The organism is Bradyrhizobium sp. AZCC 2176, assembly GCF_036924645.1.
Taxonomy (GTDB): domain Bacteria; phylum Pseudomonadota; class Alphaproteobacteria; order Rhizobiales; family Xanthobacteraceae; genus Bradyrhizobium.
On sequence record NZ_JAZHRX010000001.1, the window covers coordinates 2,842,209 to 2,867,376 of the forward strand.

Below are 25,168 nucleotides of genomic sequence, written 5' to 3' on the forward strand. Positions count from 1 at the left end.
AAAGAAGACTGAAAGGGGAGCGAGACGATGTCGATCAAAGGGAAGGGTATTCGCGCGGGATTACTGCTCGCCGCCTGCGGTTATCTGACGCCGGCGTTGGCAGATTCGCTTTCCTGCGATGACGGCATCAAGGCCGCCTTTCGCCCGGACACCGACACAAAGGTCGTCGCGGTTCGGCTGGTAAAGAAAGGCGAGGAGCTGAAGGCGCCCGACGCGCCGCAGCCGGTGACAGCGGCGGCCGACCTGTGTCTCGTGAAGCTGCTGGTCGGCCCCGGCGCGACGGCGGAAAAGGACAGGAACGCGCGCTCCTATTCGGAAGGCATCGGCATCGAGGTCTGGCTGCCGACGCAGGCCAACTGGAACGAGCGCATCCGCAATTACGGCGGTGGCGGCTGGGTCGGCGGCGGTCATCGCTATGCCGACAAGATCGGCAGCAAGGTGCCGGCTATCGTCAACGCCAATATCGGCTACGCGTCGGGCACGACGGACGCGGGTCAGCCCTGGTACCAGGATGGCTCGTTCGCGTTCCTGTCCGATGGCAAGGTCAACGTGGAATCGCTTCGCGATTTCTCGGTGCGAGCCATGGTGGAGCAGGCCGTCAAGACCAAAGCGCTGGTCAGCCTCTATTACGGCAAGGCGCCGAAATATACCTACTATGACGGCCATTCGCAGGGCGGCCGGCAGGGCATGAAGCTCGTGCAGGAATACCCTGAACTCTATGACGGCTACATGATCGCCCAGCCGGCGCTGAACATCGCGAAATTCGGCACGGCGGGACTGTATCCTCAAATCGTGATGAAGACCGAGCTCGGCTTCACGTCGGCGAACAAGATCGAAGCCGCCGCCTTCGCGGCCAAGGTCGCCGCTGCCAACAAGCGCGCGGTTGCGGTCTGCGACAAGGCTGGCCTCGGCTTCCTGCTCGATCCCCTTGCCTGCGACTACAATCCAGCGCGCGACGCCGAGCTGCTGTGCGCGCGCGAGGTCGGCGAGGGCGTCACCGGAAATAACGCCGACGCCGCGACCTGCATGAGCCTGAAGGAGGCGAACGCGCTGAACAGAATCTGGTACGGCGCCACCAGCGATGGAAGTTTTGATGTCGCGCAGGGCGCCGACGCGCGATCCGGTAAATCGCTCGGCAAGAACCAGCTCTGGTGGACATTCACCAGGAGCACCGGGATCGGGCCCCTGATCACCAGCGCCTCCTCCTACGGCGTCGCCTTGGCGCTGCAGGATGTCAGCTACGCGCCCGATGCCAGCACGGCGTCGTCAGGCGAACCGATTACCAACGGTTCGACGAATGTACGCAACAAATGGCTGGAGCTGGATTACGCCGGGCTCGCCGACGCCGTGAACAAGGGCGTCGCGTTGCAGCCGACGCTGTTCAGCGACCTCATCACGGACAAGGCGGACCTCGGGAAGCTGCGCGATCTCGGCCGCAAGGTTATCGCCTACAGCGGCCTGGTCGACGACGCGATCCCGCCAGCCGGCAACATCAATTATCACGAGCGCGTGGTGGCGGCGATGGGCGGGCACGCCGAGGTGCAGAAGTTCATGCGGATGTATCTCCTGCCGGGCTCGGCGCATTCCTCGCAAGGCCGGGCCTATACGGTTGGCGGCAAGAACGACACCGTGCCGCTGCCGAAATTGCCGGGTAATGCCAACCAGACGCCGACCCGCGAGCAGGACCAGTTCTTCACCGCACTGGTGGATTGGGTCGAGAAAGGCGCGACGCCGGGCGAGATCATGCTGACGTCGCGCGACAACAGCGTCAGCTATCCAGTCTGCGTCTATCCTTTGCGCACGACGTGGAACGGCAATGGGGATGCAAAGCAGGCTTCAAGCTATCGCTGCCGGTAGCCCGTAGGGGTAGGATCTTATCGTCGGGCATACAAACACCGGATTGAACATGACCGAAGCCAAGGAAGCCACCGGCAGGGCACGCGAAGTGCTTGGCTTGCTCGGCTTTCTGCTGGTTGCCACCGCCCAGGTCTCCAACATGATCCTGGCGCGCGGTGTTGCCGGGAGTGTTCCGCCATTCTCGATCGCGTTCTTTCGCTGGAGCATTGTGGCGCTCGGCCTGCTGCCGGCTGTCGTGATGGCGCTGCGGGAGAGCCCCGGCCTGTTGCGCAAGGATGGTTTCGGCATCGCGCTGGCCGGCTTTCTCGGTATGTTCATCTGCGGCGGTCCGGTCTATCTCGCCGGCGTTACAACCTCGGCCATCAACATCGCGTTGATCATGGCGCTATCGCCGCTTGTCGTGCTGCTGTTTTCCTTCGTGTCGGGTCGCGAAACGATCGACCGATGGAAAATCATCGGAATGATTGTTGCGCTGGCGGGCGCCTTGCTGATCATCACCAAGGGGCAAGCCGCCACCGGAGCGGGCCTGTCGCCCGGCGATCTGCTCGCATTGCTCGCGATGCTGGGCTGGGCGGGATACACGTTGATGCAAAACAACGTGGGCCAGGGTGCGAGCTTTCTGGCAAGGATCGGGCTGTTCGCAGCGGCAGGCGCGTTGTTCTCGCTGCCTTTTGCCATCCATGAAATCTGGTCGATGCCGTCGGCCGCGTTCAGCGGGCGCGCAGCGCTGGTGTACTTGTTCGCCGGACTCGTTCCCGGCCTTTTTGCGTATTCGGCCTATGCCTATCTCGGCTCGATGTTCGGCGCAGTGTCGACGTCCTTGAGTCTCTATCTGGGCCCGATCGTCAGCGCAGTGCTATCGATCATCTTCCTTGGCGAGGCACCGACCATGATCCATCTGATCGGCGGCGCGCTGTCGCTCGGCGGCATGTGGTTGTGCCTGCAAGCCGAACAGAGTGGATCGCGATAGACCGTGGCCGAGCCCCGGGCGGCGTGACCACCGCCGGTCCATCGCCGCATGAGCCGCCGCCGATCGATCGTCGTCGAATCTGGCTTGACAATGCGCAACTTGTTATATAACTGATATATTATATAAAGGGTTGAGCATATGCCAAATCTTGATGCGGCCTTTTCTGCGCTGGCAGACCCGACACGGCGGGCGATCCTTGCCCGCCTCGCATTGGGCGAAGCGACCGTCATGGAGCTGGTCGAACCGTTCGACCTGACCCAGCCCGCCATTTCCCGTCACCTCAAGGTGCTGGAGGGCGCGGGGCTGATCGTCCGCCGTATCGAGGGCACCAAGCGGCCGTGCCGACTGGCGCCGGCTGCCGTCACCGAGATCGACCAATGGCTTGGGATGCTCCGAAAGGCCCTGGCCGCAAATTACAACCGGCTGGATGACGTTCTGGCCGCCATGAAGGCCGAAGAGTGAAAGGCAAATCCATGAGCAAGATGACGCTGAAGACCGAAGGCGACCGCCATGTCGTCGTTACCAGGCGCTTCGCCGCCGCGCCGGAATCGGTGTATCGCGCGCATACCGAGCCGGCGCTGATCCAGAAATGGCTGCTCGGTCCGGACGGCTGGACAATGCCGGTCTGCATCAACGAGGCGCGACCGGGCGGCAAGATCCGCTACGAGTGGACGAACGGCGAAGGCGGCGGCTTCCATGTGACTGGCGAGTATCTCGAACTGGTGCCATTCAGCAGGCTCGTCCATGTCGAGCGGATGCACATGCCTGATGTGACGCCGGACAACCATGTTGAAACAACCTTCGCGCCGGACGGGGCCGGTACGTTGATGACGATGCGGATGACATTGCCCGATGCCGCGACGCGGGCCGCCATGCTGTCGACCGGCATGGAGCACGGAATGGAAGCGAGCTACGCCCGGCTCGAGACGACACTCAAATCATAAGCAGCGCGCAACCAGCGATGCATGCACCGTGCTCTACGTCAGCCGCGTGAAGCGACCGTGGGGCTCGTTTCGCCAACACGTCAAATCTGGAGGCCCACCGTGATCGAACCGCTTCGCGTCCTTCAAACCAAGCCGCAGCTCACCGCCTTGATTCCGATCAAGGTTCCGCGCGAAGACATTCGCAGGGTCATGGGACCCGGCCTTGTCGAACTAAAGGCCGCCGTCGCCGCGCAGAACGTTGCGATCGTCGGCCCATGGTTCACCCACCACCTTCGCAATCCCGGTGAGATTTTTGATTTCGAAATATGCCTGCCGGTCGCTGCGCCAGTCGCGCCGGCAAATCGCATGAAGCCAGGACAGTGGTCCGCGATGAATATCGTCCAGACCACCTATCACGGCGGCTACGAAGGGCTCGGCGGTGCGTGGGGTGAATTCATCGGCATGATCAAGGCCGCGGGACGCAGAACCGTGGATGGCCTCTATGAATCCTACGCGGTTGGCCCGGAGGAGAGCGCTGATCCAAACGCCTGGCGGACGGTGCTCAGCAAGGAACTGGTGGAGGTCTAGAACAATCCAGCCTCGAAGCGGAGAAAATTCGCGGCGGAACGTTCTACTCCATCACCGCGTGATCCGGCGCGGCCGACTGCTCGCGCAGCGTGGCTCTGGTCGAGCCGATCATGATCGCGAGCGGGATGGCGCAGGCGGTGAAGATCATCACCATCTGATAGTCGTGTGAGAACGCGATGATTTGCGCCTGCACCTTGACCATCATGTCCGCCATGGCGCGGCCCTTGTCGGTGGCGAGATCGATCATGCCGCGCACCGCGGGCATCTGCAGGGCGTGATTGAACGGGTTGATATGCTCCGACAGCACCGCGTAGGTATAGCGCGTGCCCTGCGTCAGTTGCGAGATGACGAGCGAGATCCCGATCGAGCTTGCGACGTTGCGCATCAAGGTCAGCATCGAGGTGCCGTCGGTGCGCAGATGATTGGGCAGCGTCAGGAACGCCACCGTGGAGAGCGGCACGAACACCAGGCCGAAGCCAAAGCCCTGGACCACGCTGATGACGACGATCTCGGTCACGCCGGTCTGGTCGGTCCAGCCGGTCATGTAGAACAGCGAGGCCGCGGTCAGGCTGAGGCCTGCGACGATCAGCGTTCGCGCCTCGATATGGCGCATCAGGCGGCCGACCAGCATCATCGCCACGAACGTGCCGCAGCCGCGGCTCGCCAGCAGAAGACCTGCCGTAATGATCGGGTAGCCGATCACGTTCTGCAGGAAGGGTGACGACAGCGCCATGGTCGAGAACAGCACCAGGCCCATGACGGCCATGAACACGCAGCCGCCGACGAAATTCTTGTCCTTGAACAGCGCGAACTGGATGAACGGCTGTGGCGTAGTCAGCGAATGCGCCAGGAAATAGTAGAAGCCGATGGCCGATATGATGAACTCGGCGATGATCTCGTTGGATTCCAGCCAGCCGAGCTGTTCGCCGCGGTCGAGCGCGAGCTGCAGCGCGCCGATGGCGATCGCCAGTGCCGTGAAGCCGAACCAGTCGAAGCGCAGCTCGAGGGCCTTCTTGGTCTCGTCCATGAAGATCATGAGGCCGAGCACGGTAAAGACGCCGAACGGCAAATTGACGAAGAACACCCAGTGCCAGGAATAGGTCTCGGTCAGCCAGGCGCCGAGTGACGGACCCATGATCGGCCCCATCATCACGCCCATGCCCCAGATCGCCATCGCTTTGGCCCGCTCATGCAGCGCGTAGGAGTCGAGCATCACCGCCTGGGACAGCGGCACCAGCGCCGCGCCGAACACGCCTTGCAGCAGGCGGAACAGCACCATCTGGCCGATATCCTGCGCCAGCCCGCACATCACGGAAGCAATGGTGAAGCCGGCCGAGCAGATGATGAAGATGCGCTTGCGGCCGAAGCGGTTGGCGATCCACCCCACAGGCGCGGTCATGATCGCGGCAGCGACGATGTACGACGTCAGCACCCAGTTGATCTGGTCTTGCGACGCCGACAGCGTGCCCTGCATGTAGGGCAGCGCGACGTTGGCGATGGTGGTGTCCAGCGCCTGCATGATCGTCGCGGTCATGGCGCAGATCGTCACCATGTTCCGGCGCAGGCCGGGAACGGCAGCCGATGGTGCGCCGGTCGTCATGGCGCTATTCGTGGTCCTGGTTCGCCGCCGCCGGCGACAGGCCTAGCAGGGCGGAAAGCGACCGGCGATGGTTGGTGTCGATCGTGGCGTAGACGCTCATGCCGGCCTTCAGTTTTCGGACGAACTTGTCGTTCTTGTCGAAATAGATCCGCACCGGGACGCGCTGCACTACCTTGACGAAATTGCCCGACGCGTTCTGCGGCGGCAGGATCGCGAACTGCGCGCCGGTGCCGGGCGAGAGCGAACCGACCGTGCCCTTGAACACATGATTGGGGAACGCATCGACCTCGAGCGTGACGGACTGGCCAACCGCGACATGGGTGAAATCGGATTCCTTCGGGTTGGCGTCGACCCAAGGGTTGGAGGTGTCGATGATGCTGAACACCGGGCTGCCTGCCATCACGAAGCGGCCGAGCTGAATCTGGTCCACCTGCGTGGCGATGCCGGCCATCGGTGCGCGCATCACCGTGTGATCGAGATTGCGCTGGGCCTGGTCGAGCGCCGCCTTGGCCTGGGCGTAGGGCGGGAATTCCTCGAGCGGCAGCTCAGGATTGCCGAGCAGTTGCGCTTTTGCGGTGGCAATCTTCTGCTGCAGTAACTGGAACTGAGCGCTCGCGGTGACGAGGGCGGTTGAGGCATTGTCGAGGTCGAGCTGCGAGCCGAAATTGTTCTTCACCAGTGAAGACTTGCGTTCGACGTCGCGCCGCTTCAGGTCCATGCCCTGCTGCGAAAGCTCGCTCATCTGGCCGTAGATCCTGAGGTCGGCGATCAGATTGTCATAGGTGACCTTGGCCTGCGCGAGGTTGGCCTTGGCCTGCGCCAAGGCGAGGCGGAACGGGACGGGATCGATCTCGAACAGCACATCGCCCGGACCGACCTGCTGGCCCTCCTTCACCACGACCTTCTCGATCTTGCCGGAGATGTCGGGTGTGATCAGAACCTTCTGCGCGCCGACATAGGCGTCGTCGGTGGTCACGTAGCGGCCGCCATTGAGATAGAACGTCACGCCGGCCACCAGTGCGACCAGCGGCAACACCACCAGCAGCAGGAAGCGCCGGTAGCGGCGCATGCCGGCCATCAGCCGGCGGCGCGGCTCGGCCGCCAGTTTCGGCCGCGGCGTCGCAGGACTGCCCTTCTGTTCGGGCGGGAATTTGAGCACGGGATCAGCCATAACGCTGCTCCTTTCGCGGAGGTTCGTTCGCCGGATGCTGGATCGCGTTGCGAACGTTTTCCTTGATCTGGTCGAGTTGGGCTAGCAGGCGGTGGGCGTCAGTGGGGTTGATGCCGTCGAGCGCGGTCGCCGTCAGTTCGGAGCGAAGCCCGGCGAGCTTGCCGAGCAAGGGACGCGCAGCCTTGCGCAGATAAAGACGGTTGACGCGGCGGTCGTTCTCGTCGCCGCGGCGTTCGATCCAGCCATTGTCGCAGAGCTTGTCGATCAGCCGCGTCAGCGTGATCGGCTGCATCTCCATCTGTTCGGCGAGTTCCGACTGCTTCAGGCCTTCGGTTCGCTCGACCTTGGCCAGGACCGCCCACTGCGCGCGCGTGATGCCGTAGCGCGCCGCCTGCCGGTCGGCGTAGGCGCGCATCATCCGCTGCACCTCGCCGAGCGTAAACAGGAAGTTCATATCCACGGAACCGCGCATCGTCCTCCGCCTCCATAAGCTTGCAATATAATAAGCTTGCTTATGAATTCCGCATGCCGAGTTAACAATGGCCTGATCCGCTTCCAGCACATGGCTGGGAACCAGCGGGGCGACCGGGCTTTGGAATTGGCTCCCAAACTGCTACAAAAGCCCGATATGACCCTGACAAAGCCGACGTTTCCCGCGCCCGACCACGATCACGGCCGCTGCACTGCGGAAGCGATCGCGCATGCCGAACAGGTTTGCGCGCGGCGGGCGCAGAAATTCACCCCGATCCGGCGTCAGGTGCTGCAGGCGCTGCTGTCGAGCCACCGCCCGCTCGGGGCCTATGAGGTGATCGACGAACTCGCCAAATCGATGCCGCGGCCGGCGCCGATCACGGTCTACCGCGCGCTTGATTTTTTGATGGAGAACGGCCTCGTCCACCGGATCGAGAGCCGCAATGCGTTCCTCGCCTGCGCGCATGACCATGACGAGACCTCGATGGTGGCATTCCTGATCTGCGACCATTGTGGCTCCGTCGGTGAAATCCCGGCAGCCCCCGTGGCGCAAAGCCTCAATGCGGCGGCGCGCGCGTCGGGTTTCGCGCCAAAGCTCTCCGTCGTCGAGATTGCCGGCACCTGCGCTCACTGTCAAAAATGAAGAACACGGCGCCAGGCCGGCCACGAGGATAGATGTCGTCCAAGCCAGTACAACTGTCCGCCGGGCGTGCGCTCAGCCCGGGCGCCGTCGCCTTGATGCTGATGCTGTGCCTGAGCTGGGGGTTCAACCAGATCGCGGTGAAGCTGGTGTTGGCAGACGTGCCGCCAATGCTGCAGGCGCTGATCCGCTCTGCCGGCGCGTTGCCGGTGTTGCTCGCGATCGGCTGGTTCCGCGGCGTGAAATTCTTCGAACGTGACGGCACGCTTTGGGCCGGCGTGACCGCAGGCGCGATCTTCGGCATCGAATTCGTGCTGATCTATCGCGGCCTGCTGCTGACATCGGCGTCGCGCGCGGTGGTGTTTCTGTATACGGCGCCGTTCTTCGTCGCGCTCGGCTCGTATGTCTTTCTCGGCGAACGGCTGCGGGCGCCGCAATGGGGTGGGCTGGCCCTGAGTTTCGCCGGCGTCGCGCTGGCGATCGGGGTCCCCCAGACCAATGTCGATACGACGGTTTTGCTGGGCGACCTCCTGATCGTCGCCGGCGGCGCGCTCTGGGCGACCACGACGCTGATCGTCAAGACGACGGCGCTGATCAAGGCCCCGGCGGAAAAGGGGCTCGGCTATCAGGTGGCGCTGTCGATCCCGATTCTCGCCCTTGCTGCGTGGATATCGGGCGAAACCATCACTCATGTTCCAGGGCTGCTGTCGCTGTCGTTGCTGGCCTATCAGGCGTTTTGGGTGGTGGGTCTGACGTTCCTGTTGTGGTTCGCATTGGTCAAAAGCTACTCCGCCAGCAAATTGTCAGCGTTCACCTTCGTCACGCCGCTGTTCGGCGTCGCCGCCAGCTATTTCATCTTGCATGATACGCTGACCATCGCCTTCGGCGTCGCGGCGCTGCTGGTCATCGCCGGACTCTATCTCGTGAACAAGCCGGATCCGAAGGTCGTGCCGGATCCGAACTTGCCGGCGTGATGGCGGACGGAGTCCGCTGCCAAGTTCGTCATTGCGAGGAGCGCAAGCGACGAAGCAATCCATCTTTCCTCACTCTCGGATGGATGGAGCTCCGCTCGCAATGACGTTGAGAGAGAGCGGGGAATCGCCTACCCCGTCTCGATCGGTAGCGACGTGTCCTTGGCCCACTCGCCCATCGAGCCATCATACAGCGTGAGCTTGTCGTAGCCGAGCTGGTAGAGCAGGAACAGATCGACGGTCGCCGAGATGCCGCCGCCGCAATAGGCGACCACGCGTTTGTCCTTGGTGATGCCCTGCGCCTTGAATTTGGCTTCCGCCTCGCCAAGCGGAACGAACGCCTTGGTCTTGGGATCGAGCAATGTCGCTGCCGACACGTTGCAACTGCCGGGGACGCGGCCAGGCCGGCCGTAGCGGCTGGGCTCAAGGCCCTTGTGGAATTGCGGGCCGAGCGCGTTGACGACGATGGTACCCTGCTCGGAGGTGGCCGCCAGCGTTTCGTGCTTGTCGACGAAAAATCCGTCCTTCGGTTTGGCCGTGAATGTTGCCGGCTTGTATCCTTTCGCCGGTCCGGTTTCGAGCGGGCGGCCTTCGAGCTTCCATTTGTCGAGCCCGCCGTCGAGCACTGCCGCATTCTCGAAGCCGAGCGATTGGAGCATCCACCAGAACCGCGTCGCCCACATCGGCGTGCCGATGCTGTACAGCACGACCTGGCTTCCGTTGGACACGCCGTGACGGCCGAACGCCCGTTCGAGTTGCGTAACATCCGGCATCATGAAGCGAAGCTCGGTGCTGAAATCGGAGAACTCGCCCTGCAGATCGAGAAAATCTGCGCCCGGAATGTGCCCGACCTCGAACGTGTGTCGCCCGGGTACGGCGAGATAGGGGAGGCCAGAGCCTTCGGGCGCGGGTTCGAGATAGGTTGTGCAGTCGAACAGGCGCAGATCGGCCTGGCCCAGAATATCAGCGAGTTCCGCCGTGGAGATGAGCCCGTTACGCCCCGACATTTGTTGGCCTCCCGTTGTTTCAGCCGATGCTAGGGCCCGCATCGAGCTATGAAAAGACGGCGGGGGCGTGCGCTCGCCCTTTCAATTCGGCGATTCCTGTCCAATATAGCGGTTGATCGAAGCCGAGGTATTTCTGTCCGGATCCCGGCTGCTGTGATCGCCCTAAGCTATTGAATGTGCAATAAAAAATCCGAAGCGTGACGAGGCGCACAGACCGTTCGCCACCCCCTTGGTGAATGTCACCAAAACCTGATATTCGAGGCCCCATGAACAAGCCCGAAATAATTCCGCAAGACGACGTCGCCGGCCCGAAGGCCCGGCATCAAACCACCCAGGTCATGGTCGGCAATGTTGCCGTCGGCGGGGGGGCGCCGATCGTCGTCCAGTCGATGACCAATACCGACACCGCCGATGTCGATGGCACGATCGCGCAGGTCGCGGCGCTGTCGCGCGCCGGATCGGAAATGGTGCGCATCACCGTCGATCGCGAGGAAGCCGCCGCCGCCGTTCCGCACATCCGCGACGGCCTGCGCAAGCGCGGCATCACCACGCCGCTGATCGGCGATTTCCATTATATCGGCCACAAGCTGCTCGCCGAATATCCGGCCTGCGCCGAGGCGCTCGACAAATACCGCATCAATCCCGGCAATGTCGGCTTCAAGAACAAGCGCGACACGCAATTCGCCGACATCATCGAGATCGCCAACAGGAACAACAAGCCGGTCCGCATCGGCGCCAACTGGGGTTCGCTTGATCAGGAGCTGCTGACCAAGCTGATGGACGAGAACACGGCGTCAGCCAACCCGCGCGACGCACGCGCGGTGACGCGCGAAGCCATGGTGCAGTCGGCCTTGCTGTCGGCGGCGCGGGCGCAAGAGCTCGGCGTGCCCAAGAACCGCATGATCCTGTCGGCAAAGGTTTCTGCCGTGCAGGACCTGATCGCGGTCTATCAGACCCTCGCCTCACGTTCGGACTACGCGATCCACCTCGGCCTCACCGAAGCCGGCATGGGATCGAAGGGCATTGTGGCCTCGTCGGCCGCGCTCGGCATCCTGCTACAGGACGGCATCGGCGATACCATTCGCATTTCGCTCACCCCCGAACCCGGCGGCGACCGTACGCTGGAAGTGCAGGTCGCGCAGGAGTTGCTGCAGACCATGGGCTTCCGCACCTTCGTGCCGCTGGTTGCGGCCTGCCCGGGTTGCGGCCGCACCACCTCGACCACGTTCCAGGAACTGGCACGCTCGATCCAGGATTTCATCCGCGAGGAAATGCCGGGCTGGAAGACGCAATATCCCGGCGTTGAAACCCTCAACGTTGCCGTCATGGGCTGCATCGTCAACGGCCCCGGCGAATCCAAGCACGCCAATATCGGCATCTCCCTGCCCGGCACCGGCGAGGCGCCGGCAGCGCCCGTGTTCGTCGACGGCAAGAAGTTCCGTACCCTGCGCGGGCCCACGATCGCCGCCGACTTCAAGGCGCTGGTGATCGATTATATCGACCAACGCTATGGCAGCGGTGCCAAGGCGCCGGAGACGACGGCGGCAGAGTAGAGCGTAGCCCGGATGCAGCGTTAGCGAAATCCGGGACACTTCTCGAAAGCTGATAGACCGATCCCGGATTGCGCTTCGCTCTATCCGGGCTACGATGTGTCCCAATCAAAAAGATTGGGAGAATCGCAGATGTCTTCGCTGTCCGGCAAGCAAGGTCCGCGCTATCGCCACGCCGCCGGCGACGCCGAACCCTACGAGACTATCGCCGTCGAGAAACTCACCCCCATCATCGGTGCGGAAATCTCCGGCGTCGATATCGGCAAGCTCGTCTCGGATGACTCGCGCTCCAATCGCCAGATGGGCGAGATCCACCGCGCGCTCGCCGAAAACCTCGTGATCTTCTTTCGCGACCAGCACATCAGCCCCGACCAGCATCTCGCCTTCGGCCGCAAGTTCGGCGAATTGCATGTGCATCCGGCGGCGCCCAACGAGGGCGACCCGGCGCTGATGAAGATCTATGCCGACAAGGATTCGCCACGCGCCAATGGCGAGGGCTGGCACACCGACGTGTCCTGCGACGTCGAGCCGCCGATGGGGTCGATCCTCTATATCAAGCAATGCCCGCCAAGCGGCGGCGACACGCTGTTCGCCAACATGTATGCGGCCTATGAGGCGCTGTCGGACCGGATGAAGGCCTATCTCGACGGGCTGACCGCGCTGCACGACGGCGAGCAGACCTATCGCGGGCTCTACGCCAATTACGGCGTCGCCGACCGGGTGGAATATCCGCGCGCCGAGCATCCGGTGGTGCGCACGCATCCGGTCACCGGCAAGAAAGCGCTCTACGTCAACCGCGGCTTCACCCGCTATATCGTCGGCATTCCCCGCGACGAGAGCGACGCCATGCTGGCCTATCTCTACCAGCACGCAGAAAACCCGCTGTTTCAGTGCCGCTTCCGCTGGACGGAAAACGCCATCGCGTTCTGGGACAACCGCTGCGCCCAGCACCGCGCGATGTGGGACTACTGGCCGCACACAAGATCGGGGACGCGCGTCACCGTGAAGGGCGAGCGGCCGGTGTAGAGACGCGTTGACGTCTCGCGCCTCCTGCGCCAAGCCTGGCCAAAAGCAATAACAATCGGAGGTCGCCCCATGCTCCGCGCTGAAGACAACAAATTCCTCACCGAAAGCGGTGCAGGTACCGGCATGGGAGAATTGCTGCGCCGCTTCTGGATTCCGGTGCTGCTGTCGGAAGAGTTGCCCGAGCCCGACGGCACGCCAAAGAAGATCGTCGTGATGGGCGAGGAGCTGCTCGCCTTCCGCGATACCCGCGGCGTGGTCGGCGTCATCGATCAATATTGCCCGCATCGCGGCGCCAATCTCTGGCTCGGCCGCAACGAGGAATGCGGTATCCGCTGCGTCTATCACGGCTGGAAGTTCGATACCGACGGCCGCTGCATCGACATGCCGACATCCTATCCCGATCTCAACGCAAAAGACCTGATCCGCATCAAGTCCTATCCGGTGCGCGAATGGGGCGACATGGTCTGGACCTATATGGGCCCGGCCAATCAGGCGCCCGAATTGCCCGATCTGGAAATGGCGCTGGTGCCGCCGTCCCACCGCTACGTCTCGAAGAAGTGGCAGGACTGCAATTGGGTGCAGGCGCTGGAAGGCTCGATCGACACCGCGCATTTCACCTTCGCGCATCTGTCGTTCGAGAAGGAAGAGAACGAAATCCTCGACATCAAGAAGCACTTTGTGAATCCATTGACGCGGGTCGCGACCGATCACATGCGATGGATCGCGGAAGACCCGCGCCCCGTCATCAAGATCAGGCCGCACGAGGCCGGCCTGACGGTCGCGGGCGGGCGGTTGACCGGCTCCGACAATATCTACTGGCGTATCGCCCAGTTTCTGATGCCGGTGCATGCCTATGCGCCAAGCTCGATGCCCGGCGAGAATATTTTCGGGCAGACCTTCGTTCCGGTGACGGATACCAGTTGCTGGATCTACACCTATGCGTGGAATCCGGAACGTCCGCTGACGGAGGCCGAGCGCGATGGTTACGATCGCGGCAATGGCGTGATGTCGGAGGTCGACGAGAACTATATTCCACTGCGCAACAAGTCGAACGATTACCTGATCGATCGCAAGCTGCAGAAGACCAAGAGCTACACCGGCATCAGGGGCGTGTCCGAACAGGACGCCGCCGTGCAGGACAGCCAGGGCCCGATCGCCGACCGCACCCGCGAACATCTCGGCCCGACCGATCTCGGCATCATGCATTTCCGCAAGCTGGTTATGGATGCAGCACGCGCGCTGCAGCAGGGCGAGGCGCCGCCGCATCTCAAGCATCAGGATCGTTATGCGGTGCGCTCCGGCGCCTGCGTCACCAGCAAGGCCAAGGACCTCACAACCGTTATGATCGAGCGGTTCGGCGACGCGGCCGGCTATGTCGGCCGTCCCGGCAGGAACGCGGCGGCGGAGTAGCTGCGCTCTCTCGGCGAGTCGTCCCCGCGGAACGCGGGGACCCATAACCACAGGCTTGCGTTGTGGAAGAAAACCGTCGACCGACGTGCCGGACAATTACCGCCGCGGCGTATGGGTCCCGGGTCGCGCTTCACTTGCCCAGGACGACGGAGCTACAACGTTATCTTCCGATACTCCCGATTGCTCAGGCTCGCTTCCTCCAGATCGAGGTCGCGTTCGATCCGCCGCCTGGTTTCGTCGGTGATCTTGCCATTGCGGAGCAGGACGTGGATGAATTTCCGTTCCGCCGCGATCAATTCCCGCGTCAGTGCGGTGCCGGCTGCCGTGATGTCGTGCGCGCCGGGGTCAAGCGAATTGGGTAGCTGGTTGGCGCGGATTTCATGCCGTGCCCTGAGCAGCTTCACGACTTCATCGGAGAGTTCGCGGTCGTCGGTGATGGCGTCGAGCGACTTGAGCGCGGCATCAAGCGCCTCGCGCCGGGCCGCGATCTCGGCCTGATGTTCCGCGACATGCTCGCTGCGGCCGTCTCTGGCGACCCCGAGCCATCGCACCACCGCCGGCAATCCAAGCCCCAATCCCACCAGGGTGATGAAGATGACGCCGAAGGCGACGAACAGGATCATGTCGCGGTGGGGAAAGCCCTCACCGCCGGGCAGTGCCAATGGCAACGCCAGGGCCGCTGCGAGCGACACCGCGCCGCGCACGCCGGTGAAGGCCACCACGAACACGGTCTGCCAGGATGGCGGCGGATCACGTTCACGGATTCGTCTGCTGATCAGACGCGGCAGATAGGTTGCGGGATACACCCAGGCAAAGCGCGCGACGACGACGATGATGGCGACCAGCGCGGTGGCGAACAGGATTTCCTGCAGCGGAAACGCCTTCGATTTCTCGAACAGCAGCCGCATCTGGAATCCCGTCAGCAGGAACAGCAAGCCTTCGACCAGATAGATCACGAGGTCCCAGAAGAAGATGCCCTGCAGGCGCGTCGCCGATGAAATCAAAAGCGGTCCGTTCCAGCTAATGTAGAGCCCGCAGGCGACCGTTGCGATCACGCCGGAGCCGCCGAGATGTTCGGGGATCCAGAAGGCGAGGTACGGGGTGATCAGCGACAGCGTGATCTCGACCTGCGGATCCCGCGCGCGGTGCCGTCCGCGCAAGGAGAGCCAGCCGATCGCCACACCGAACAGGATTTCGCCGAACACGATGACGGCGAAGGTGCCGGTGGCCTTCGGCAGCGAGAACAGCCCGGTCGAAATCGCCGCCACGGCGAATCGATAGAGGATCAGCGCGGTGGCGTCGTTGGCCAGCCCCTCGCCCTCGAGCACGACGAGGATGCGGCGCGGCATGCCGAGCTTGCGCGCAATCGCCAGCGGCGCCACCACGTCCGGCGGCGCGACGATCGCCCCCAGCAGGAAGCCGACACCCCAGGGCAGCCCGATCAGATAATGCGTCGCGGTCGCGACCGCGAAGGCAGTGAAGATCACGCAGCCGACCGACAGCAGGATGATCGGACGGAGATTGGATTTGAATTCGCGCCAGCTCATGGCGACGCTCGCCGAATAGATCAGCGGCGGCAGGAATACGAGCAGCACCAGCTCGGGCGGCAATTCCACCGTCGGCATGCCGGGCACGAAGGCGAGCGTGATGCCGGCGAGCAGCAGCAGGATGGCCGGCGCGACGTTGATCCGCCGCGCCAGCAGCGCTGTCCCTGCCAGCACGGCGAGCAGGATCAAGAAGATCTGAAATTTGGCTTCCATGATCGCCCCCATTCGCAGGGAAAAACCGCAAGGTCAATGCGCAAGGCGCGCGTGCTCACGGGCGAAGGGCGAAGCGGGTTCAGGCCGTCCCTGACAGATTTGTGACGCATGCATCAGAACCCGCCCCGATCGTTTCCCCGTACCAGCGAAGACCTTGCGGCGGCTGGCGGAAGAGGACGGGACGCCGACGGGTGCCCAAGCCCGAGTGGATATTACTCGCGCAGGTCGTAGCGGTAGGATTTCGAGACGATCTTCCAGCCGTCGCGCAGTTTCATCGCCACCAGATAGTCGGTGAAATAGCGCGGCGGCAACTGGCAGCGCACCTTGATGAAGGCGGTCTGATCGTCGGAGCGGTCGATGGTGACGATGAAATCCTCGCGCGGCTTGCCTTCAGCCTTGGCCGAGGGGCGCTTGCGCACGCGATCGAGCCAGTCCGGCACGGTGAGCACCTGCAACTCGCCTTTTTCAAGCCAACGCAGATCGGCAGTGGGGTCGAAGATCGCGCCGAGCTTCTCGGCATCGCCTTCATACAGGCCATCGAAATAGTTCTTGACCACGGCTTCGACGGACGATCGGTCAGGGCTCACGGCTGTCCTCCCGGCAAAAAGAAATTTGTTCGAGCTGAATTAAGCCACGAACCTCTTCGTTGCGCTAGGCTGACTTGATCACGGTTGCGAGGAGTTGTAGGTGGCGGGTTCAGCAAAATCGAATGCTCGCATTCTTGCCGGAGAATGCTTTTGCCGCGCGGTCAGCTATGCCGTGGCTGACGAATTCGGCTACGCCTTGAACTGCCATTGCTCGAATTGCCGGCGCACCACCGGTGCGGCGTTCAAGCCGTTCGCCGGCATCGCGCGCGACAAATTCAGCGTCACCAAGGGCGAGGACGATCTCATGATCTATGGCGACGAGGCCGGCCACGACGCGCATTGCCGGAAATGCGGCTCGTTGCTCTATTCGGTGGTGCGTGAAGGCGCTTTCGTCCATGTCGCCATGGGCACGCTGGTCGATGATCCCTCGATCCGCCCGACGGCTCACATTTTTGTCGGGTCCAAGGCATCGTGGTTTGCGATCACGGACGACCTGCCGCAATACCGGGAGCATGTCGTGCCGCGTTGAGCGGCTCACGCTGCTCCGGGAATACATGCTCGTCGCCGGAGGTTTATATCGGGGCGGGAACCCGGCGGAAAAGGTGATCGGCCACGGCCGAACCGACGGGGCGCTCGCCCGACTAAGGATATAGCGAGGGCGCGATTCACGTTGGCGTGGTTCGTGACTTAACTCACAAAGCCGGGCTGTGGCTTCTGATAGGCAGGCCGGAGTGGTAAAAAAGTACGAGGCTCCGGAGGAGTCACAATGATGTCTGGATCGCTAAAATTGTGCCGATGGGCCCTTGCAGCCGCCGCCTTCCTGCTGGTGAGCGGGCCGGCTTTTGCCGAGAAGCGCGTGGCGCTGGTGCTCGGCAATTCCAACTACCAAAATGTCGCCCCGCTGGCCAATCCGGCTAACGACAGCGCCAGGATCGCGGCGACGCTGAAAGACGCCGGCTTCGACGTCGTCGATTCCCGCCGAGACATGGCCGCAGCCGAAACCCGTCGCGCGTTGCGCGACTTCGCCGACCGCGCCCGCGATGCCGATATCGCGGTGGTCTATTATGCCGGCCACGGCATCGAGGTGGACGGCGCGAACTACCTGATTCCCGTCGATGCGCGGCTGGAACGCGACACCGATATCTACGACGAGGGCCTCTCGCTCGACCGCATTCTGATCGCGATCGAGCCGGCCAAGAAGCTGCGGTTGGTGATTCTCGACGCCTGCCGCGACAATCCGTTCTCCCGGACCATGAAGCGCACGGTCGCTTCGCGCGCGATCGGGCAGGGACTGGCCAAGGTCGAACCGACCAGCCCGAACGTCCTGATCGCCTATTCGGCCAAGGCCGGGTCCACCGCGGCCGATGGTGACGGCAAGAACAGCCCGTTTACGGCGGCGCTGTCGCACCATTTGACGAAGCCCGGGCTCGACGTGCGCCGCGCCTTCGGCTTTGTCCGTGACGAGGTGCTCAAGACCACCAACAACCGGCAGGAACCCTTTGTGTATGGTTCGCTCGGCGGTGACGACGTGCCGCTGGTACCGGCGCCGCGTCAGGCGCCCGCGGCGGCGGCCGCTCCGACGCCGGCCCAGAGCGCGCAGGCGGAGGCTCGCCGCGATTACGAACTCGCGCTGCAGGTCGGCAACAAGAGCGCGCTCAACGCCTTCCTCGCGCAATATCCCGATGGCTTCTATGCCAGCCTTGCCAAGCTTCAGCTCGACAAGATCGCCGCCGAGGAAACACGCGTCGCGGCGACTGAAAAAGCGCGGCTGGCCCAACAGGAGCGGGCGCGGCTCGCCGCCGAGGGCGCCCAGAAGTCACAGCAGGCCAAGGCCGAGGCCGAAGCCAAGGCTGCCGAGCAGGCGCGCATCGCGGCCGAAAAGGCCAAGCAACTGGCGCAGGAACAGGCGGCCGCGGCCGAACAGAAGCGCGTCGCTGCCGAAAGCGCTGCCGCCGACAAGGCGTCCGCTCCGGCGCCCGCTGACAAGGACAAGGCGGTGAACGTGGCTGCCCTCGCCGCGGGGCCGCCGCAGGCCGACGTCACCAAATCGGTGCAGGCGGAGTTGCGCCGCGTCGGCTGCCTGACCGGCAACGCCGATGGCAACTGGAACAGCGCCTCGCAGCGATCGCTGACGCTGTTCAACCGCTACGCCGGGACCAAGCTCGATACCAAGGTCGCCAGCGTCGATACGCTCGATACGATCAAGCTGAAGTCGTCACGGGTGTGCCCGCTGGTCTGCGAACATGGCTTCAAGGCCGAGGGTGAGCAGTGCACCAAGATCACCTGCGCTGAGGGCTCGTTCCTCAACGACGGCAATGAATGCGAGAAGCGTCGCGCCAGGAAGCCGGTCGCCACGCGCGAGAAGCCCGAACCGCGGCAGGCGCCGGAAGCGAGGCCGTATCGGGCGCCGCAGGCCAGGCAGGCTACCGCCGGACGTTATCAGGGACGGGATCCGAGCATTGGGGCCAATGGCCGCCCGCTCACCGGCCTCGAACGCCAGCAGGGCTGCACTGGCTACCAGGCCATCATGTCGGGCGTGTGCCCGTAACCGCGGCCGGCATCAGATCAAGCCCACATTGGTGCCGCGACAGCGGCACCAATTGCTTTTCAAATCGCGCTCGCGGCGATATTCACCATCAGCGCCAGCAAGGCCGTGTTGAACACGAACGAGATGATGCCGTGCACGGTCGCGGTGCGGCGGATGATCCTGTCGGTGATGCCGACGTCGGAGACCTGCGCGGTCATCCCGATCACGAACGAGAAGTAGACGAAGTCCCAATAATCCGCCTCGACCTGCGTGTCGCCGCTTGGAAACTGCAGGCCGCCTGGCTCGCTGCCGCGATAAAACTCGTGCGCGTAGTGCAGCGAGAAGGCGGTATGAACCACCGTCCATGACAGTACGATCGTCACCGTGGCCAGGATCAGCCCGGCCGGGTTGCCCTTCGAGGCGCCAAGCTCGAACACGATCGCGGCAAGGCTCGCAAAGGCGCCGAGCGCGGTGACCAGCAGCATCACGAAACGCCCATCGTCCTGCAAAACCGCGCTGCGCCTTATATGGCCGACGTCACAGCGCAGCATCATGCTGTAGGCGAGCACGAGATACAGTGCGGCGAAGACATCCCAGCCGACAACGAGCCGTGTCACCAGCCGCAGCGCATCAGGCAGCAGCAGGAACGCGACGATGCCGATCGCGATCGCGATGAAGGTCCGCGGTCTCGCGTACACGACGCGGACCGGCAACGGCAAGTTACGGAAGCGAACAAGGTGTTGTTCGAATTCCTTGTTCATCTCTCGCCTTTGGTTTGCGTTAGTTCTTGCGCTCCGCGACGAAGTGCGCGGCTGCCCGCAATACGTTGCCCTTTGTCCCGAAGATCGACAGCGCCGAATCCGCCCGCGCCAAGAGATCGCGCACGCGCTGCTTGGCGCCGTCGATACCGAGCTGGGTGACGAAGGTGGTCTTCCCGAGCGCCGCATCCTGCCCGGTCTGCTTGCCGAGCGCCGCCGCGTCGCCCTCGACGTCGAGCAGATCGTCGGCGATCTGGAAGGCCTCGCCGAGCGCGCGGCCGTAATCGTCGAGCGCCTGATACTCGCTCGGAGTGGACTGGCCGAGGATCGCGCCGGCGATACAGCCATAGCGCAACAGCGCGCCGGTCTTCATCTGCTGCAGCCGCGCCACGTCGACCGGTTCGCGGTCGCCGAACCGCCCCTCCCCGGCGAGGTCCAGGATCTGGCCGCCGACCATGCCGCCGATGCCGGAGGCGCGCGCCAGCGCTCGCGTCAGGAGCAGGCGTACCGTGGCGTCCTCGTGGATCTCGTCGCGGGTGACAATGTCGAACGCCAGCGTCAACAGACCGTCGCCGGCGAGGATCGCGGTGGCGTCGTCGGTCTTCTTGTGCAGCGTGGGCCGGCCGCGGCGCAGGTCGCTGTTGTCCATCGCCGGCAAATCGTCATGGATCAGCGAATAGCAATGGATGCATTCCAGCGCCGCGCCGACCAGTAGCGCCGCCTCGCGCGGAACACCGAACACCGCCGAACTTTCGGCCACCAGAAAGGGCCGCAGCCGCTTTCCGCCGCCGAGGCTGGAATAGCGCATCGCCTCCATCAGCCGCTTCGGCCGGGTGATCTCGTCGGGCAACAGCGTATCGGACAGCAGCTTCGCCAGCAGGGCTTCGGTGTCCTCCGCGGTCTGGTCCAGGCGTTTGGTAAAATCGGCTGTGGCGGTCGTCATTAAGAATAGCTCCAGATCAATTTGGCCGGACAATCGTTGATGGCAACGGCTTCGTCAATTCCATGACCCCGGTCACAAAAGCGCTGGAAAACGCACGAAATATCATGGAGATGTCACGTGATTGGGGCCAATTCATCGGCCCCGGGCCGGCCTGGGCTGAACCGGAAGCGTCCAATTTGCGCATTGTCCGAATTTTGCTGCTGATCCTGCTTGCGGTGCTGTTGCTGCCCTATCTGGTGACGCCGTTCTATCGAACGGGCCATCCGGTATCGGCGCTGATGGCCTGGCGCTGGCTCGAGGGCGCGCCGGTGTCCCGGCAATGGGTCGATTTCAAAGCGATTTCGCCCTCACTGCCGCGCTCGGTGGTGGGCTCCGAAGATGCCAGATTCTGCAGCCATCGCGGGGTCGATTGGGGCGCGCTGCAGGATGCGATCGACGATGCCGAGGACGGCGAGCCCGCCCGCGGCGGCTCGACGATTACCCAGCAGGTCGCCAAGAACCTGTTCCTGTGGCCCGGCCGCAGCGTGGTCCGCAAGGCGCTGGAATTGCCGCTGGCGATGTGGATCGATCTGGTGCTGCCCAAGCAGCGGATCCTGGAAATCTACCTCAACATCGCCGAACTCGGCCCGTCCGGGCAATTTGGGGCCGAGGCCGGATCAATGTACGCATTTGGCCGTCCGGCCGCGACACTTTCCGCGCGCGAGGCCGCTCTGCTGGCGGCGATCCTGCCCAATCCGGTCAGGCGCAGCGCCCGGAACCCCGGCCCCGGGGTGCGCCGCCTGGCGGGGACCTATATGGCACGGGCCAACGCCGTGCCCCGATGTTGGAGTGAAAATCGTGTTTTCTGAGCTAATTTTCGGCCGTTTTTAACGCAAGCTGGCCTAGCTTTACGCCATCCCATCCTCTATAAGCGCGGCCTTATCGGCATCGCAGCCCGTGCGCGACGCGCTGGGCTCGTCCGGTTGCGGACGATGCCTCCGACAACACCCCTAGAGGACCGTTATGGCCGTTCCCAGAAGAAAAACATCGCCCTCGCGGCGTGGCATGCGCCGTTCGGCGGACGCCCTGAAGAAGCCGACCTATGCCGAGGACAAGGATTCCGGCGAACTGCGCCGTCCGCACCACCTCGACCTGAAGACCGGCATGTACAAGGGCCGGCAGGTGCTGAAAAAGAAGGAATCCTGATCGGGTTCGGGGGACAAGGCGCCGTTTCCAGCGGCGTCTGCCCGAATTTGGCCAACGAGTAGGCCAACGGTTCCAGAGGGCGAAGCGATGCTTTGTCCGGGGACATTCCGGTATTCCTGGGAAGGCGCGATACCCATGGTCGGTTTTCCGCTGCTTCTGATTCCGCTCGCGATCTACAACATCATCGTCTTCCTGATGCCCGACGTGTCGTTCACCGATCCGTTGGTGAAGCTGACGTTGATGTCAGGGGCGGAATGGACGGTGACGCTGAGCGACGTGCTGCTTGCGCTCGCCATCCTGCTGTTGCTCGCCGAAGTGATCAAGGGCGCGCGTCCCGGCGCGAAATATCTCACCGACCATCTGCTGTCGCTGATCGTGTTCGGCGCGGCGGCGGCCGAATTCGTGCTGTGGCCGAAATTCGGCACGTCGACCTATTTCCTGATGACGGCGCTGTCGCTGGTGGATTTCCTCTCCGGCCTCGCATTGCGAACGCGGCGACGAGCGGTGGCAGCGGCACCTGCACCTACACCTACACCTACACCTACACCTACACCTGCGCCTCCGCCAAAAGCCGCCGAAAAGGTCGAGGCCCCGGCGGCCAAGCCTCAAATCGAGCCCGCGCCGGCAGCCGCATCTGCGCCTGCTGCGCTATCAGTTCCCCCGGCAGCCGCTGTTGCCGAATCGGTGTTGAAGGATCAGCCCGAGCCGACACCGGTGCAGCCCGCTGTCGCGCCGGAGGCGACCTCGCCGAAAACGCCGGCACCCGAAGTCCATTCACCGGATGTCGCTTCGCCGGAAGTTCCGTCACCAGAAGTCCCGTCACCGGGACTGCAGCCGGGCCCAGGCTTTCCGCCATCGCCGGATAAGCCGGACACGCCTCAGCGCTGATCCATCGCGTTTTCGAGCCAGGCTCTAGAGCCTGTTCCGTTCCGATGGAATCGGAACGGAGCTCTAGATTTTTGATTTGACGCGTTTCTTGACGCGAACCGGTCTCCACTTCGCTGGAAAACGCTCTAGATGGTTTGCCGCGTCCGGAAGCCGGTGTCGCAACGCCGGATCTGGCTGGCGCCATAGGCCGTCTGCGCATCTGCCGGCGAACCCCGCCTCAGGCCACGGGTTTGCGGCGCCTGGTCGGCGGTCGCAATCAACTGCGCGACGAAGGTCGGATCGGGCCGCGGCGCCCGTCTCGGCGACCAGCGCACGGACTGGGTCACCGGCACCAGTTCGACGCAGGCCGGCTCGTCGAGGTTGACGAACTCGCCGTCCGAAATTTCGTCTGATCGATCGATATCCAGCATCGCACACCGTAACCCGGCTAAACTGTCACGTTTTGGGACGTTACGCCCCACCTGCGATCTGACCTCGCAAGGCCTATGCCGCTCCCTTTCGATTCGTTCCTGCCGGGCCCGGGAAGTCGGTGAAACGTGGTTTCCGGATTATTTATGAACTTTGCCTAGCCTGCGATTCGAAAGACCCACTATCCTCAGGATGTTGGGAATCACCCGGTGGTGTCCCGAATTGAGGCGACCCGATGCCCCCTGTCCCGCCAGCCGCCAGCATCCTAGCCTCGCTCGGGCAGGCTGCGTTCGTCTGGGACCTGGCGGCCGACACCATCGCCTGGAGCGACAATGCCGGAGCGGTCTTTACCGACATTCCGGCGGCGGCGCTGGCCAGCGGCGCCGGGTTCGCCCGGCTGATCGAGCCCTCCCCTTCGATCCGCAACGAGGCGCTCGCTCAATCGGCGCCGGCGCGGGGCGGCGAAGGCGTCGCCTACCGGATCGAATATGGCGTGCGGGCCTCGACCGCCGCGCCTGTGATCTGGATCGAGGAGACCGGTTGCTGGTTTGCAGGGCCCGACGGCAAGCCGGCGCGCGCGCAAGGCATCGTCCGCGTCAACAATGAGCGCCGCGCCCGCGACGAACAGCTCATGCGGCTGTCGAGGCACGATCCGCTGACCGGTGAACTCAATCGCACGCATCTCATCGCCGCATTGGCCGAGGCGATCGAGGAAGCCATGCGGTTCCGATCGTCCTGCGCCTTCATGCTGATCGGCATTGATCATTTGGCGCGCGTCAACGACGCCTTCGGCTTCGACGTAGCGGACGCCGTGATCGCCGAAGTCGGAAAACGCATTCGCGCCAAGCTGCGCGGCGGCGACGTGCTCGGCCGGTTCTCCGGCAACAAGTTCGGGTTGGTCTTGAGGAACTGCTCGGTCGACGACACCAACACCGCGGCCGAGCGCTTCCTGGCAGGTATCCGCGACGAGGTGATCCCGACCAAGTCCGGCCCCGTCTCGGTGACGGCCTCGATCGGCGCCGTCACGATACCGCGCCACGCCCGCAGCGCGGATGAGGCCGTCAACCGCGCCCATGAAACACTTGACGACGCGAAGCGCCGCCGCGCGGGGTCGTTTGCGCTGTGGCGTCCGAATGTCGAACGCGATGCCCAGCGCCGCGTCAACATCCGCGTCACCGACGAAATCGTCACCGCGCTGAACGAGCGCCGCATCGTCACGGCGTTCGAGCCGGTGGTCGAAGCGCGCTCGCGGCAGCCGGCATTCTACGAATGCCTGGTGCGGATGGAGCAGGCGGACGGGCAGGCGCTGCTGGCGCCCGATATCGTTCCGGTCGCCGAGCGATTGGGCCTGATCCGGTTGGTCGATCACCGCGTGCTCGAACTCGCGGTCGCCGAACTTGCGGCGTCGCCGAACGTCCGGCTCAGCCTCAACATCTCGCCCGACACCACGATGGATCCGGATTGGTGGGCCGGAATCGAATCGCTGATGCTTGCCCATCCCGGCGCTGGCGAACGGCTGATTGTCGAAATCACCGAGACGGTTGCGATCCAGGATATCGACGATGTCCGCGGCTTCGTGGCCCGGTTGAAGAATTTCGGCAGTCAGATCGCGATCGACGATTTCGGCGCCGGCTACACTTCATTCCGGAACTTGCGCAAGCTCGGCGTCGATATCGTGAAGATCGACGGCGCCTTCGTGCAGAACATCGCGCGCTCCGCGGATGATCGCGCCTTCGTGCACACGCTGATCGATCTGGCCAACCGCCTGCAGATCAAGACGGTGGCGGAATGGGTGCAGGACGAAGAAGCCGCCGTGATGCTGCGCGAATGGGGCTGCGATTACATCCAGGGCCGCCTGATCGGGCTGGCCTCGCCGGAGCGGCCGTGGAGCACAGGGGGTGATGCGGCGCTGCCGGCGGCTGGCTAGA

General features: G+C 63.7%; 25 protein-coding genes. 16 read left to right on the plus strand and 9 right to left on the minus strand.

The window, feature by feature from the left end; translation table 11 throughout:
* Window positions 1–27 precede the first annotated feature (27 nt).
* The 5 genes from V1288_RS13125 to V1288_RS13145 all read left to right on the plus strand — a co-directional run bounded on the left by V1288_RS13125 (window position 28) and on the right by V1288_RS13145 (window position 4,338).
* Window positions 28–1,857, plus strand: coding sequence for a tannase/feruloyl esterase family alpha/beta hydrolase (locus V1288_RS13125; protein WP_334357432.1), 1,830 nt, complete (start codon window positions 28–30; stop codon window positions 1,855–1,857).
* A gap of 49 nt (window positions 1,858–1,906) precedes the next feature.
* Entirely contained in the window at window positions 1,907–2,827 is a 921-nt protein-coding gene (locus tag V1288_RS13130; RefSeq protein WP_334357433.1) for a DMT family transporter, read from the plus strand.
* Between the two features lie 138 nt (window positions 2,828–2,965).
* Window positions 2,966–3,289, plus strand: coding sequence for an ArsR/SmtB family transcription factor (locus V1288_RS13135; RefSeq protein ID WP_334357434.1), 324 nt, complete (start codon window positions 2,966–2,968; stop codon window positions 3,287–3,289).
* An 11-nt stretch (window positions 3,290–3,300) separates the two neighbouring features.
* Window positions 3,301–3,771, plus strand: coding sequence for an SRPBCC domain-containing protein (locus V1288_RS13140; protein WP_334357435.1), 471 nt, complete (start codon window positions 3,301–3,303; stop codon window positions 3,769–3,771).
* Window positions 3,772–3,870: 99 nt separating this feature from the next.
* Window positions 3,871–4,338 carry a GyrI-like domain-containing protein gene (locus V1288_RS13145; RefSeq protein ID WP_334357436.1) on the plus strand — a complete coding sequence of 156 codons (468 nt, stop codon included), beginning with the start codon at window positions 3,871–3,873 and terminating at the stop codon, window positions 4,336–4,338.
* A 43-nt stretch (window positions 4,339–4,381) separates the two neighbouring features.
* On the opposite strand, the gene V1288_RS13150 is transcribed toward V1288_RS13145, so the two are convergent.
* From V1288_RS13150 to V1288_RS13160, 3 genes are read right to left on the minus strand one after another with little or no spacing between them, the layout of a single operon-like run.
* Window positions 4,382–5,938 (minus strand): MDR family MFS transporter, encoded by a 1,557-nt coding sequence (locus V1288_RS13150; RefSeq protein ID WP_334357437.1) that lies wholly within the window; start codon window positions 5,936–5,938, stop codon window positions 4,382–4,384.
* Window positions 5,939–5,942: 4 nt separating this feature from the next.
* Window positions 5,943–7,109, minus strand: coding sequence for an HlyD family secretion protein (locus V1288_RS13155; RefSeq protein WP_334357438.1), 1,167 nt, complete (start codon window positions 7,107–7,109; stop codon window positions 5,943–5,945).
* Entirely contained in the window at window positions 7,102–7,581 is a 480-nt protein-coding gene (locus V1288_RS13160) for a MarR family winged helix-turn-helix transcriptional regulator (protein ID WP_334357439.1), read from the minus strand. Before V1288_RS13160 ends, V1288_RS13155 begins: the two co-directional genes overlap by 8 nt.
* 156 nt (window positions 7,582–7,737) lie before the next feature.
* On the opposite strand from V1288_RS13160, the gene V1288_RS13165 reads away from it, so the two are divergent.
* The gene (locus tag V1288_RS13165) at window positions 7,738–8,223 is read left to right on the plus strand and encodes a Fur family transcriptional regulator (protein ID WP_214488869.1); all 486 of its coding nucleotides are present in this window, start codon (window positions 7,738–7,740) and stop codon (window positions 8,221–8,223) included.
* A 32-nt stretch (window positions 8,224–8,255) separates the two neighbouring features.
* Window positions 8,256–9,194 carry a DMT family transporter gene (locus V1288_RS13170; RefSeq protein WP_334357440.1) on the plus strand — a complete coding sequence of 313 codons (939 nt, stop codon included), beginning with the start codon at window positions 8,256–8,258 and terminating at the stop codon, window positions 9,192–9,194.
* A 128-nt stretch (window positions 9,195–9,322) separates the two neighbouring features.
* On the opposite strand, the gene V1288_RS13175 is transcribed toward V1288_RS13170, so the two are convergent.
* On the minus strand, window positions 9,323–10,198 hold the full coding sequence (locus V1288_RS13175) for a sulfurtransferase (RefSeq protein WP_334357441.1): 876 nt from the start codon (window positions 10,196–10,198) through the stop codon (window positions 9,323–9,325).
* A 266-nt stretch (window positions 10,199–10,464) separates the two neighbouring features.
* Between V1288_RS13175 and ispG the strand changes: the two genes are divergently transcribed.
* From ispG to V1288_RS13190, 3 genes are all read left to right on the plus strand, one after another.
* On the plus strand, window positions 10,465–11,751 hold the full coding sequence (gene ispG, locus V1288_RS13180; RefSeq protein ID WP_334357442.1) for a flavodoxin-dependent (E)-4-hydroxy-3-methylbut-2-enyl-diphosphate synthase: 1,287 nt from the start codon (window positions 10,465–10,467) through the stop codon (window positions 11,749–11,751).
* 129 nt (window positions 11,752–11,880) lie between these two features.
* On the plus strand, window positions 11,881–12,774 hold the full coding sequence (locus tag V1288_RS13185; protein ID WP_334357443.1) for a TauD/TfdA dioxygenase family protein: 894 nt from the start codon (window positions 11,881–11,883) through the stop codon (window positions 12,772–12,774).
* Between the two features lie 69 nt (window positions 12,775–12,843).
* Window positions 12,844–14,184, plus strand: a complete 1,341-nt coding sequence (locus V1288_RS13190) for a Rieske 2Fe-2S domain-containing protein (protein WP_334357444.1) — start codon at window positions 12,844–12,846, stop codon at window positions 14,182–14,184.
* Window positions 14,185–14,336: 152 nt separating this feature from the next.
* Here V1288_RS13190 and V1288_RS13195 read toward each other — a convergent pair whose 3' ends face one another.
* Entirely contained in the window at window positions 14,337–15,944 is a 1,608-nt protein-coding gene (locus V1288_RS13195) for a Na+/H+ antiporter (protein ID WP_334357445.1), read from the minus strand.
* A gap of 212 nt (window positions 15,945–16,156) precedes the next feature.
* On the minus strand, window positions 16,157–16,531 hold the full coding sequence (locus V1288_RS13200; protein ID WP_334357446.1) for a nuclear transport factor 2 family protein: 375 nt from the start codon (window positions 16,529–16,531) through the stop codon (window positions 16,157–16,159).
* 100 nt (window positions 16,532–16,631) lie between these two features.
* On the opposite strand from V1288_RS13200, the gene V1288_RS13205 reads away from it, so the two are divergent.
* Window positions 16,632–17,060: a GFA family protein gene (locus V1288_RS13205; RefSeq protein WP_334357447.1), complete on the plus strand. Its 429-nt coding sequence runs from the start codon at window positions 16,632–16,634 to the stop codon at window positions 17,058–17,060.
* Between the two features lie 240 nt (window positions 17,061–17,300).
* Window positions 17,301–19,079 (plus strand): caspase family protein, encoded by a 1,779-nt coding sequence (locus tag V1288_RS13210; RefSeq protein ID WP_334357448.1) that lies wholly within the window; start codon window positions 17,301–17,303, stop codon window positions 19,077–19,079.
* Window positions 19,080–19,138: 59 nt separating this feature from the next.
* Here the strand turns inward: V1288_RS13210 and V1288_RS13215 are convergent, their stop codons facing one another.
* Entirely contained in the window at window positions 19,139–19,819 is a 681-nt protein-coding gene (locus V1288_RS13215; protein WP_334357449.1) for a DUF1345 domain-containing protein, read from the minus strand.
* 19 nt (window positions 19,820–19,838) lie between these two features.
* Complete coding sequence (locus V1288_RS13220; protein ID WP_334357450.1) at window positions 19,839–20,759, minus strand: polyprenyl synthetase family protein; 921 nt, start codon at window positions 20,757–20,759, stop codon at window positions 19,839–19,841.
* A gap of 176 nt (window positions 20,760–20,935) precedes the next feature.
* Here V1288_RS13220 and mtgA point away from each other — a divergent pair, with 176 nt between their 5' ends.
* From mtgA to V1288_RS13235, 3 genes are all read left to right on the plus strand, one after another.
* Complete coding sequence (gene mtgA, locus V1288_RS13225) at window positions 20,936–21,607, plus strand: monofunctional biosynthetic peptidoglycan transglycosylase (protein ID WP_334361298.1); 672 nt, start codon at window positions 20,936–20,938, stop codon at window positions 21,605–21,607.
* 154 nt (window positions 21,608–21,761) lie between these two features.
* Window positions 21,762–21,944, plus strand: coding sequence for a 50S ribosomal protein L32 (gene rpmF, locus V1288_RS13230; protein WP_028347701.1), 183 nt, complete (start codon window positions 21,762–21,764; stop codon window positions 21,942–21,944).
* 135 nt (window positions 21,945–22,079) lie between these two features.
* Window positions 22,080–22,832 (plus strand): hypothetical protein, encoded by a 753-nt coding sequence (locus V1288_RS13235; protein WP_334357451.1) that lies wholly within the window; start codon window positions 22,080–22,082, stop codon window positions 22,830–22,832.
* Window positions 22,833–22,957: 125 nt separating this feature from the next.
* Here V1288_RS13235 and V1288_RS13240 read toward each other — a convergent pair whose 3' ends face one another.
* On the minus strand, window positions 22,958–23,242 hold the full coding sequence (locus V1288_RS13240; protein WP_334357452.1) for a hypothetical protein: 285 nt from the start codon (window positions 23,240–23,242) through the stop codon (window positions 22,958–22,960).
* Between the two features lie 233 nt (window positions 23,243–23,475).
* On the opposite strand from V1288_RS13240, the gene V1288_RS13245 reads away from it, so the two are divergent.
* A complete protein-coding gene (locus V1288_RS13245; RefSeq protein WP_334357453.1) occupies window positions 23,476–25,167 on the plus strand; it encodes a bifunctional diguanylate cyclase/phosphodiesterase in 1,692 nt (563 codons plus the stop codon).
* Window position 25,168 lies beyond the last annotated feature (1 nt).